This window comes from Amycolatopsis sp. cg5, from assembly GCF_041346955.1.
Taxonomy (GTDB): Bacteria; Actinomycetota; Actinomycetes; order Mycobacteriales; family Pseudonocardiaceae; genus Amycolatopsis.
Genome location: NZ_CP166849.1, coordinates 498,308 through 509,229 on the forward strand (window position 1 = coordinate 498,308; position 10,922 = coordinate 509,229).

Annotated in this window: 10 protein-coding genes; 8 read left to right on the forward strand and 2 right to left on the reverse strand. The window is 70.6% G+C overall.

All coding sequences use genetic code 11. The annotated features are described in order from the left end of the window. The first annotated feature begins 2 nt into the window (after nt 1-2). From AB5J62_RS02590 to tsaE, 8 genes are all read left to right on the forward strand, one after another. Entirely contained in the window at nt 3-1,430 is a 1,428-nt protein-coding gene (locus AB5J62_RS02590; protein WP_370946471.1) for an NAD(P)H-hydrate dehydratase, read from the forward strand. Then, complete coding sequence (locus tag AB5J62_RS02595; RefSeq protein WP_370946472.1) at nt 1,427-1,981, forward strand: isochorismatase family protein; 555 nt, start codon at nt 1,427-1,429, stop codon at nt 1,979-1,981. The genes AB5J62_RS02590 and AB5J62_RS02595 overlap by 4 nt, the downstream gene beginning before the upstream one ends. Before the next feature lie 91 nt (nt 1,982-2,072). Next, nucleotides 2,073-2,852 (forward strand): DeoR/GlpR family DNA-binding transcription regulator, encoded by a 780-nt coding sequence (locus AB5J62_RS02600; RefSeq protein ID WP_370946473.1) that lies wholly within the window; start codon nt 2,073-2,075, stop codon nt 2,850-2,852. Beyond that, nucleotides 2,842-4,257 carry a xylulokinase gene (gene xylB, locus AB5J62_RS02605; RefSeq protein ID WP_370946474.1) on the forward strand — a complete coding sequence of 472 codons (1,416 nt, stop codon included), beginning with the start codon at nt 2,842-2,844 and terminating at the stop codon, nt 4,255-4,257. The genes AB5J62_RS02600 and xylB overlap by 11 nt, the downstream gene beginning before the upstream one ends. Before the next feature lie 4 nt (nt 4,258-4,261). Then, nucleotides 4,262-5,353, forward strand: a complete 1,092-nt coding sequence (locus AB5J62_RS02610) for an ABC transporter ATP-binding protein (RefSeq protein ID WP_370946475.1) — start codon at nt 4,262-4,264, stop codon at nt 5,351-5,353. A gap of 29 nt (nt 5,354-5,382) precedes the next feature. After that, on the forward strand, nt 5,383-6,483 hold the full coding sequence (gene alr, locus AB5J62_RS02615; RefSeq protein WP_370946476.1) for an alanine racemase: 1,101 nt from the start codon (nt 5,383-5,385) through the stop codon (nt 6,481-6,483). After that, nucleotides 6,484-7,581 carry an alpha/beta fold hydrolase gene (locus AB5J62_RS02620; protein WP_176968844.1) on the forward strand — a complete coding sequence of 366 codons (1,098 nt, stop codon included), beginning with the start codon at nt 6,484-6,486 and terminating at the stop codon, nt 7,579-7,581. Continuing rightward, nucleotides 7,563-8,027: a tRNA (adenosine(37)-N6)-threonylcarbamoyltransferase complex ATPase subunit type 1 TsaE gene (tsaE, locus tag AB5J62_RS02625; protein WP_370950154.1), complete on the forward strand. Its 465-nt coding sequence runs from the start codon at nt 7,563-7,565 to the stop codon at nt 8,025-8,027. The genes AB5J62_RS02620 and tsaE overlap by 19 nt, the downstream gene beginning before the upstream one ends. A gap of 192 nt (nt 8,028-8,219) precedes the next feature. On the opposite strand, the gene AB5J62_RS02630 is transcribed toward tsaE, so the two are convergent. Continuing rightward, nucleotides 8,220-9,515, reverse strand: a complete 1,296-nt coding sequence (locus AB5J62_RS02630; RefSeq protein WP_370946477.1) for a carboxyl transferase domain-containing protein — start codon at nt 9,513-9,515, stop codon at nt 8,220-8,222. After that, the gene (locus AB5J62_RS02635; RefSeq protein ID WP_370946478.1) at nt 9,508-10,896 is read right to left on the reverse strand and encodes an acyl-CoA synthetase; all 1,389 of its coding nucleotides are present in this window, start codon (nt 10,894-10,896) and stop codon (nt 9,508-9,510) included. Before AB5J62_RS02635 ends, AB5J62_RS02630 begins: the two co-directional genes overlap by 8 nt. Between the last annotated feature and the right edge of the window lie 26 nt (nt 10,897-10,922).

Sequence of the window (10,922 nt, forward strand, 5' to 3'; positions counted from 1 at the left end):
GCGTGCAGGGAATCTGGACCACGGAACGGATTCGCGCGGCGGAGCGCAAGCTGCTGGCGGTGACGCCGGACGGCGCGCTCATGCGCAAGGCGGCCTTCGGGCTGTCCGTGCACGCGGCCAAGATGCTCGGCACCACGAGCGGCCGCCGGGTGGTCCTCCTGGTCGGATCCGGTGACAACGGCGGCGACGCGTTGTGGGCCGGTTTCTTCCTGCGTAAGCGAAACGTCGCGGTCACGGCCGTGCTGCTGAACCCGGACAAGGCGCACCCGCAGGGCCTCAAAGCCCTCAAACGCTCCGGCGGCCGCGCGGTCTCCGTCGCGGACAGTCCACAGTGGATCGCCAAGGCCGACCTCGTCATCGACGGCATCGTCGGGATCTCGGCACGCGGCCCGCTGCGCCCGGACGCGGCCTCGCTGCTCGAGCACATCAAGGCGCCGGTGCTGGCCGTCGACCTGCCCAGCGGCGTCGACCCGGACACCGGAGCCGTCGACGGCCCGGCGATCACCGCCGACCGGACGGTCACCTTCGGCGCCCGCAAACCCGTGCACGCGCTCGCACCCACCCACTGCGGTGAGGTCTTCCTCGTCGATCTTGGGCTCGACCTCGAAGACCCCGACCTCGTGCGGCTCGAAGCCGACGACGTCGCCGCCTGCTGGCCGATCCCCGGCCCAGCCGACGACAAGTACACGCTCGGCGTCACGGGTGTCGCCGCCGGTTCGGCCGTCTACCCCGGCGCGGCGGTGCTCGCCGCTGGCGCGGCCGTCTACGCGACCTCCGGCATGGTCCGCTACGCCGGACCCGCCGCAGACCTGGTGCGGTCGCGCTGGCCGGAGATCATCGCGACCGGCTCGGTCACCGACGCGGGCCGCGTGCAGTCCTGGGTCGTCGGGCCGGGCATCGGCACCGGTCACGAAGGCCGTGAGGTGCTGGCGAACGTGCTCGGCGCCGGTGTCCCGGTCTGCGCGGACGCCGACGCGACCACGCTCATCGCGCAGCACGTGGACGTCCTCGACGCGCGCGACCCCGACACCCCGCTGGTGCTGACCCCGCACGACCGCGAGTTCGCCCGTCTCATGGGCTCCGAACCCGGCAAAGACCGGGTCGCCGCCGCTCGCGCCTGCGCACGCCGCTACGACGCGGTTGTGCTGCTCAAGGGTCACTGCACGGTCGTCGCGGCGCCGGACGGCCGCGCGATGGTCAACACCCCGCGTGGTTCCTGGCTCGCCACCCCTGGCTCCGGCGATGTCCTTTCCGGACTGATCGGCGCGGTGCTCGCCGCCGGTGTCGACCCGTGGCTCGCGGCAGGCGCGGCCGCCTACGTCCACTCGCTGGCAGGCGAACTGGCCGCTGCTGGCGCGCCCACCTCTTCGTCCGGCATTCTCGGCGCCATCAGCGCTGCATTACGCACACTGCACTGGAGGAAATCGTGACCACGCTGGACAATCGCCCGAACACCGCACTGCTCGTCGTCGACGTCCAGAATGCCGTCGTCGACGACGCGCACGAGCGTGACTCGGTCGTCGCCAACATCGCCGGGCTGGTCGAGCAGGCGCGGCGCGAGCAGATCCCGGTCGTCTGGGTCCAGCATTCCGACGAGGGACTCGTCCGCGGCAGCGAGGAGTGGAAGATCGTCCCCGAGTTGAACCCCGCCGACACCGAGCCGCTCGTCGAGAAGCACTACGGCGACTCCTTCGAGGACACCTCCCTGGAGAACGTGCTGGCCGATCTCGGCGTCGGCAGCCTCATCGTCGCGGGCGCGGAGACCGACGCCTGCATCCGCTCGACGCTGCACGGCGCGTTCGCCCGCGGGTACGACACCAAGCTGGTCAGCGACGCGCACACCTCGGGCGACAAGACCGCGTGGGGCGCGCCGCCGGTCGAGCAGGTCATCGCGCACACGAACCTGTACTGGACGCACCAGGCGGCGCCCGGCCGGACCGCCGGAACGGTCGAAACCAAGAACGTCTCATTCGGCGGATGAGAAGTTATCGGGTTTTGCGTTAACAACGGTGCGATTATCTGGTAGAAAGCAGTTGTGACCGCCGACACCGTGACCGTACTCGCGGTGTCGCATGTCTAAAACCCGTCCGACCGACGCGGTCGTCGAGCAGCGCCGCCAGGGCATCCTCGACTACGTGGTCGAGCACCGCGAAGCCCGGATCGACGACCTGACCGGCAGGTTCGGCGTCAGCCTGATGACCATGCACCGGGATCTCGACGATCTCGCCGAGCGCCGCCTGCTGCGCAAGCAGCGTGGCAAGGTCTCCGCGCTCGCCTCCGACACCGGATCGAGCCGCCAGGAGATCGAGGCGCTCGGCGAGGCGGCCGCTCGCCAGGTCCAGCCGGGGCAGACGGTGTTCATCGACGACTCGACCACGCTGTTCCCGCTGGTCAGGCAGCTGATCAACGTGGACGGGCTGACGATCCTCACCAACTCGCTGCAGGTCGCGCGGCTCGCCCAGCACGCCGACGTCATGCTGCTCGGCGGCCACTACCACCCCGACTTCGACTCCTGTGCGGGCCCGGATGTGCTGGACGCGCTGGACCGCACGCGCGCCGACCTGGCGTTCGTCTCGGTCACCGCGGTCGCCGTCGGCAGGCTTTTCCACCCCGTTCGCGACTACGCCGAGCTCAAGAAGGCCGCGCTGCGCACCGCGAACCGCAACGTGCTGGTCGTCGACCACACCAAGTTCGGCCGTACCGCGACCTACGCGCACGGCCTGGTCGAGGACTACGACCTGCTCATCACCAGCGAATTCACCCCCACCGAAGAGGTCGAGGCCGCGCTCAACGCCGGCACCGCGCTCGAACTGGTCGAATGCGACCCGGAGGGGCCCGAATATGACATCTAGGACGCTGGTCGCCGGGGTCGACTCCTCCACCCAGTCCACCAAGGTCGTCGTCTGCGACGCCGAGACGGGCGCCGTCGTGCGCACCGGCCGCGCGGCGCATCCCGACGGCACCGAGGTCGACCCCAACGCGTGGTGGGACGCGTTCACGACGGCATCCGAAGGCCTGCTCGAAGGCGTCTCGGCGATCGGCATCGCGGGTCAGCAGCACGGCATGGTGACGCTCGACGAGGACGGCGAAATCGTCCGCCCCGCGTTGCTGTGGAACGACACCCGGTCCGCGCAGGCCGGTGCGGACCTCACCGCCGAGCTGGGCGCGGAGACCTGGGCCAATGCCGTCGGTTCGGTGCCGGTCGCGAGCTTCACCGTCGCCAAGCTGCGCTGGCTGGCCGAGCACGAGCCGGAGCACGCCGCTCGCGTCGCGCGCGTGCTGTTGCCGCACGACTGGCTCACCTGGCGGCTGACCGGCGAACTGGTCACCGACCGCGGTGACGCGTCCGGCACCGGCTACTTCTCACCGGCTGAAAGCGCTTACCGCGCTGACCTGCTCAAGCACGCCTTCGGCCGCACGCCTGAACTTCCCCGTGTGCTCGGGCCCGCCGAAACCGCGGGCGAGCACAACGGAATGCTCGTGTCGGCGGGCACCGGTGACAACATGGCCGCCGCGCTGGCGCTCGAACTCGCACCCGGCGATGTGGTCGTCTCGCTCGGGACCAGCGGCACCGTGTTCGGTGTCGCCGAGACCGCCGCGGCCGACGCGAGCGGTGAGGTCGCCGGGTTCGCCGACGCGACCGGCCGCTTCCTCCCGCTCGCGTGCACGCTCAACGCGGCGCGCGTGCTCACGTCGACCGCGACCTTGCTCGGCGTCGACCAGCACGGCTTCGACGAACTCGCGCTCGCCGCGGCGCCCGGCTCCGGCGGGCTCACCTTCCTGTCCTATTTGGATGGCGAGCGCACGCCGAATCTCCCTGACGCCAAGGGATCCCTGTCCGGCATGACCCGCGACAACATGACGCCGCAGAACCTCGCGCGCGCCGCGGTCGAGGGCATGCTGAGCGGGCTCGCCGCCGGCATGGACGCCGTGCGCGCGCAGGGCGTGCGCGTCGGCCGGGTACTGCTGATCGGCGGCGCGGCACGGTCCGCCGCCGTCCAAGCGGTCGCGCCGATCGTGTTCGGCGTTCCCGTCGAAATCCCCGAAGCTGCCGAATACGTCGCGGCCGGTGCCGCGCGCCAGGCGGCTTGGGCACTGTCTTCCAGCCCGGAACCTCCGATCTGGCAAGGAAAAACCAGGCTCACGCTGGACGAGCCGACCGACGCGGAGCTCGCGGAGGGCATCCGGGTCCAGCACCGTCACTACGAGGCACGCGCACTGCAGCACGGCGTGCCTGCGAAAACGCGAGAGGACTGAACCGATGGCCAGCATCACCTACGACAAGGCGACCCGGACGTACGCGGGCTCCGACAAGCCCGCGGTCGACGCGCTGGAGCTGGAGATCCCGGACGGCGAGTTCCTCGTGCTCGTCGGCCCGTCCGGCTGTGGCAAGTCGACCAGCCTGCGCATGCTCGCCGGCCTCGAGGACATCGACGGCGGCTCGATCTGGATCGGTGACCGCGACGTCACGCAGCTGCCGCCGCGCTCGCGCGACATCGCGATGGTGTTCCAGAACTACGCGCTGTACCCGCACATGACCGTCGGCCAGAACATGGGCTTCGCGCTGAAGATCGCGGGCCGCCCGGCCGCCGAGATCAAGCAGAAGGTGCTCGACGCCGCCAAGCTGCTCGACATCGAGCAGTACCTCGACCGCAAGCCGAAGGCGCTCTCCGGCGGTCAGCGCCAGCGTGTCGCCATGGGCCGCGCGATCGTGCGTGAGCCGCAGGTGTTCCTGATGGACGAGCCACTGTCCAACTTGGACGCGAAGCTGCGGGTGTCGACCCGTACCCAGATCGCCGCGCTGCAGCGTCGTCTCGGCGTCACCACCGTGTACGTCACGCACGACCAGGTCGAGGCCATGACCATGGGCGACCGCGTCGCGGTGCTCGACGGCGGCATCCTGCAGCAGTGCGACACCCCGCGCGCCCTCTACGACCGGCCCGCCAACGCCTTCGTCGCGGGCTTCATCGGCTCGCCCGCGATGAACCTGGTCACCGCCAAGCTGACCGCGGACGGCGCCGAGCTCGGTGGCGCCCGCATCCCGCTGGACCGCGAGATCGTCGCGAAGGCCGACGGCGACACCGTCACGCTGGGCTTCCGCCCCGAGTCGCTGGAGGTCACCACCTCGGCCGACGGCACGCTGCCGGTCAAGGTCGACCTGGTCGAGGAGCTCGGCTCGGACGCGTTCGTCTACGGCAAGCTGGCCGAGACCGACGCCGAGGGCACGAAGTCGAACATCGTCGCCAGGGTCGACCCGCGCACCCCGCCCGCCATGGGCGACACCCTGCACCTGCGGGTCCGCCCGAACGAGCTGCACGTGTTCTCCGCCACAAGCGGGGCACGCATCTCCTAGGTTCCCGTTATGTAAGACTCGAAGTCGACATGACTACGAGTTTCACGCGTGCCGAGGTCACCATCGACCTCGACGCGATCAGGCACAACCTCGCCCTGCTCGCCGCTCAGGCGGCGAGCACGGGTGCGGCCACCATGGCCATCTTGAAGGCCGACGCGTACGGCCACGGCGCACTGCCGGTGGCCCGCGCGGCGGTCGAAGCGGGCGCCACCTGGCTGGGCACCTGCTCGGCCGGTGAGGCGTTGGCGTTGCGGCGCGCGGGAATCACCGTGCCGCTGTTCAGCTGGCTGGACACCGCGGACGCCGACTTCGAGTCCGCCGTCGCCGAGGGCATCGACCTCGGCGTGAGCTCGATCGCCGAGCTGGAGCGGGTGGCTCCGCTGGGTGCCCGTGTGCACCTGAAGATCGACACGGGCTTGTCCCGCAACGGATGCGCGCCGGCCGAGTGGCCGGACCTCGTGCGCGCGGCGGCCGCGTCGAAGGCCGAAGTCGTGGCCATCTGGTCACATTTCGCGTGCGCGGACGACCCGGGACACCCGTCGATCGAGGCGCAGGCCAAGCGTTTCCAAGCGGCGTACGACATCGCGTGCGAGGCCGGACTGAACCCGTTGCGGCACATAGCGAATTCCGCCGCGACGTTGACCAGGCCCGACCTGCACTTCGACATCGTGCGACCCGGCATCGCGATGTACGGACTCAATCCCGTTGCGCAGCAAGAAGATCTGCGTCCGGCGATGACGTTCAGGTCCAGTGTGGTGAGCCTCAAGCGCATCGCCGCCGGTGAGTCTGTCTCTTATGGACACACGTGGACCGCCTCGCGGGACACGAATATCGCTTTGGTGCCAGTGGGTTACGCCGACGGTGTGCCTCGGCTGCTGTCCGGCCGGATGGACGTCCTGCTGGACGGAAAACGCCGCTCTGTCGTCGGCCGGGTGTGCATGGACCAGCTCGTGGTGGACTGCGGTGACGACGAACCCCCGGTCGGCAGCGAGGTGATTTTGTTTGGCACCGGCGAAAACGGGGAACCGACAGCACGGGAATGGGCCGACACGCTCGGCACCATCGACTACGAGATCGTGACCTCGATGTATCGCCCGAGAGTGACTCGCAGGTATCTGGGGGTGCGGTGAATGTCTCCTTCACGTCGACTGCTCGCGATTGCCGGGGGAGTGGGGGCGGTGGCCACCGGCACAGCCGCGGTCATCGCCGTCGCCGCTCAGCAGCGCAGGCACAGTGAGGATCCATTCGTGGACGAACCATTGGGGGAACTGAAGCCGGACCGGGTGTCCACGGTCGCGGCCGACGACGGGACCCGGCTGTCCGTCGAGGAGATCGACCCGGAAGACGGCGGGAAGCCGGCGCTCACCGTGGTCGGCGTGCACGGTTTCGCGTTGTCACGCAAAAGCTGGCACTTCCAGCGCCGCGACCTCGCGTCGCTGCGCCTGCCTCGCGTCCGGCAGGTCTACTACGATCACCGCGGCCACGGCCAGTCCGGCCAGGCGACGCAGGAACACAGCACCATCGAGCAGCTCGCCCACGACCTGCACGGCGTCATCCGCGCGGTCGCGCCGGACGGGCCGCTAGTGCTGATGGGCCACTCCATGGGCGGCATGGTCATCATGGAACTGGCCTCGGAATACCCCGAGCTGTTCGACGACCGCGTCGAAGGCGTCGCGCTCATCGCGACCGCCGCCGGCGAGGTCGGCGCCCGCGGACTCCCGCGCTCGCTGCTGTCCAAGTACAACCCGCTCACGCGTGGCGTCGGCGGCCTCGCGGGCTGGCAGCCCGGCCTGGTCGAGTTCGTGCGCGCGGCGGGCGGCCAGCTGACCAGGCAGGCCGTGCGGCGGCTCGCGTTCGGCAGCCGCGACGTCAGCTCACGGCTGGTCGACTTCATGCTCGAAATGCTCGACGTGACCCCGGTCAGGGGGCTGGTGAACTTCGTCGACACACTGGGCAGTCACAATCGGTACGCGGCGCTCGCCGGTCTCAAGCACGCACACGTGCTCGTGGTCGGCGGCGACTCAGACCGGTTCACCCCGTTCTCGCACGCCGAGCGCATCGCCTCGGAGCTGCCGGACGCCGAGCTGGTCAGGGTCCGCGGCGCGGGTCACATGGTGCAGCTCGAACAGCCCGAGCTGGTGAACAGCCACCTGATCGACCTGCTGCAGCGGTGCGCGGGCGTGGACGGTGAGACCTCATCACAAAGGACCTGGTTTTGGCAGCGCTGAAGTTCCCCACCCCGGACGACACGATGGAGTTCGGCCGAGTGCTCGGCCGCGCACTGCGCGCGGGCGACCTCGTACTGCTCGCCGGCCCGCTCGGCGCGGGCAAGACGACACTGACCCGCGGCATCGCCGACGGCCTCGGCGTCTCCGGCCGCGTCAGCTCCCCGACCTTCGTACTCGCCCGCGTCCACCCGGCGGGCGCCTCAGGCGTCGCGCTGGTGCACGTCGACGCCTACCGCCTCGGCGGTGACCTGACGCAGCTGGACGACCTCGACCTCGACACCGACCTCGAACGCTCCGCGATCGTGGTCGAGTGGGGCGAAGGCGCGGCCGAGCGCCTCTCCGACGACTACCTCGTGGTCCGCCTCGCGCGCGCCGACGACGACGTCCGCACGGTCACCCTCGAACCCCACGGCACCTGGACCACCCGAGTCCCCCTCCCCGCCTGAAAAAATCCCAATGCGTCGTTGGGTCCCTGCCATGTCCCCAATGCGTCTTTCGGTCCCTCCAGGGGTCCCAATGCGTCTTTCGGCACCTCCCAGCACCCGAACGACGCATTGGGGACATACCGATAGCCCGAAAGCCACTTTCGTCAGATCGCATCTGACGAAAGCCACTTTCGGGCTATCACGAGCACTGGGTCAGGGGCGGCGCGAGACCACGGCCCGCGCGATGCCCAGGTCGACCAGGTCCTGGGGACGCAAGCGCAGCTGCGACGCGATCACAGGAGCCTGCGCCGGGTCCAGCTTGAGGATCGCCGCGGCCGCCTCCGGTGAGGTCACCGAGAAGTAGGCGTCCGGCGTGATCCACGTCGAACCCGGCGCGGCGAACGCCAGTGCCCCGCCCGAGCCGCCTTCCCCGATGACCAGCGAAGTGATCGGCACGCGAGCAACAGCGACCGCCTCGAACAGCGACGCGATCGCGGGGCCCGCGCCGTCGCGTTCGGCCGCCGCGTCGTTGGCGGCGCCGGGGGTGTCGATCAGCGTCAGCACCGGGATGCCGAGGCGGTCGGCGAGCCGGATCAGCCGCGCGGCCGTGCGGAAGCCCGCCGGAGTGGTCGCCGTCCCGCACTGGGCCGCGTAGGCGATCGCCCGGCCACGCCAGCCGAACCCGCAGCGCACGCCCTCGTCGACGCCGCCTGCACGGTCACCGCGGATCTCCGTACGCCAGCCAAAGTAGGCGTCCAAGTACGCTCCGGCCCGCGGTCGTGAGGCCGAGCGCGCGGCCTGGACGGCGTCCCAGCCGGTAGACGGCAGCTCACCGGACCCGAGCGCGGCTGGAGGCTCCGCAGCCGCGCCGGGTGATGACAGCAGCCGCAGCCACTGCCCCAGCACCTCGGGCAGCTCCGACGGCGGCACGATCTGGTCGACCTGACCCCACGCCAGCTTCGCCTCGGCCGTGTAAGCCTCAGCGGGCGCGTCGGCAGGCCGCACCCGCGAGCCACCGAAGCCGACCTGAGCGCCCGGAACGGCCAGCACGATGTCCGCGCCGGCGCCGAGTGTCGCCCAGCCGCCGCCGGTGGTCGGGTCGAGCAGGACCGAGATCTGCGGGATCCCGGCCGCGCGGGTCAGCGCGACCTCGCGGGCGACGCGCTGGAGCTGGGTCAGCGCGCGCATGCCCTGCTGCATCCGGCTGCCGCCGGTCGCGACCAGCGAGACCACCGGGACGCCCAGCTCACGGGCGCGCTGGAAGGCGAACTCGATCCGGTCGCCGGTGCGGCGCCCGAGCGAGCCGCCGAGGAACTTGAACTCGAACGCGATGACGACCGCGTCGACCCCGCCGATCTGCGCCGTGCCGACGCGCACCGACTCCGACGAGCCGCTGCGTGAGACGGCCGCGCGGACCGCTTCGCCGTAACCGGGCCAGCCGATCGGGCCGTCCTCCGGCTCTGGCGACATGTCGACTTGGAAGTCGGTGAACCCGAGTAGGTCAAGCATCGAGCGCCCGCTTCATGACCTTGCCCATGTCGTTGCGGGGCAGTTCGGTCAGATAGCGGACCACCCGGGGCCGTTTGTGCGGTGACAACAGCCGCGCGACGTGCGCCGCGAGCTCCTCCAGCGAAGGCTCCGCGCCCGACGGCACCACCCACGCCACGATCCGCTCGCCGAGGTCGGGATCCGGCTCGCCGGTCACCGCGACCTCCGCGACACCGGGATGGTCGAGCAGCGCGTTCTCGATCTCGCCCGCGCCGATCTTGTAGCCGCCGCTCTTGATCAGGTCGGTCGCCTGACGGCCGACGATCTTCACGTACCCGTCGGCGTCGCGCGTGGCCATGTCGCCGGTGCGGAACCAGCCGTCGTCGAACGCCGCGGCCGTCGCGTCCGGCCGGTTGAGGTACTCGGTGAACAGGTTCGGCCCGCGCACCTGGATCTCGCCCAGCTCGGCGTCACCCACAAGACGGAGTTCGACACCGGGCAGCGGCACGCCGACCGTGCCCGGCTTGCGCTCGCCGTCGGCTCGGACGCTGGTGTTCATCAGCGTCTCGGTCATCCCGTACCGCTCGACCACCTGCTGCCCGGTCGCCTCGGTGATCAGCTCGTGGTCGTGCACGGGCAGCGCCGCGGACCCCGAAACCAGCAGCCGTGCCCCACGCAACGCGTCGGCCAGCGCGGTGTTCGCGGCGACCTCGCCCGCGATCCGGTGGTACATCGTCGGCACGCCGAACATCATCGTCGCGCCACCGGCCAGCTCGCGCGCGATGCCTTCGGTCGAGAACCGCCCGAGATGCCGCACGGAACCGCCGCGCCGCAGCGGCCCGAGAATCCCCAGGATCAGGCCGTGCACGTGGAACAGCGGCAGCGCGTGCACCAGCACGTCGTCGGCGGTCCACTGCCACGCGTCCTCGAGCGCGTCGAGCGTCGACGTGATGGCCCGGCGGGGGAGCACGACGCCCTTCGGCGGGCCGGTCGTGCCCGAGGTGTAGACGATCAACGCGGGCGCTTCGTCGTCGGCTTCCGCGGGAAGTTCGCGCTGGTCACCGGTCAGATCGATGTCCACGCGCGGCAACGACGCGAGCCCGTCGGGCAGCGTCGCGCCCGGCTCGGCCAGCACGATCGACGGCTCGCTGTCGGCCAGGATGTGCCCGAGTTCGCGCTCGCCGATCTTCGGGTTCAACGGCACCGCGGGCACCCCGGCCAGCAGCGCGGCGACCACGGCCACGCTGGTGTGCAGGGTCGGCGTCGCCCAGACGGCCACCCGGTCGCGAGGCAGCCCCGCCGCGATCGCGCCGGCCACCCCGGCGAGCCGTTCGTAGGTCAGCGCTTGGTCTCCGAAGCGGATCGCTTCCTTGCCGGACGGGTTCGTCAACGCGGGGAACAACCGATCGACCTCCTCTGCGTCTAGCC

Coding starts and splice junctions, on each gene's coding strand:
- AB5J62_RS02630 (WP_370946477.1), bottom strand. CDS start 9,515: ATGCTTGACCTACTCGGGTTCACCGACTTCCAAGTCGACATGTCGCCA.
- AB5J62_RS02620 (WP_176968844.1), top strand. CDS start 6,484: ATGTCTCCTTCACGTCGACTGCTCGCGATTGCCGGGGGAGTGGGGGCG.
- AB5J62_RS02610 (WP_370946475.1), top strand. CDS start 4,262: ATGGCCAGCATCACCTACGACAAGGCGACCCGGACGTACGCGGGCTCC.
- xylB (WP_370946474.1), top strand. CDS start 2,842: ATGACATCTAGGACGCTGGTCGCCGGGGTCGACTCCTCCACCCAGTCC.
- AB5J62_RS02600 (WP_370946473.1), top strand. CDS start 2,073: ATGTCTAAAACCCGTCCGACCGACGCGGTCGTCGAGCAGCGCCGCCAG.
- alr (WP_370946476.1), top strand. CDS start 5,383: ATGACTACGAGTTTCACGCGTGCCGAGGTCACCATCGACCTCGACGCG.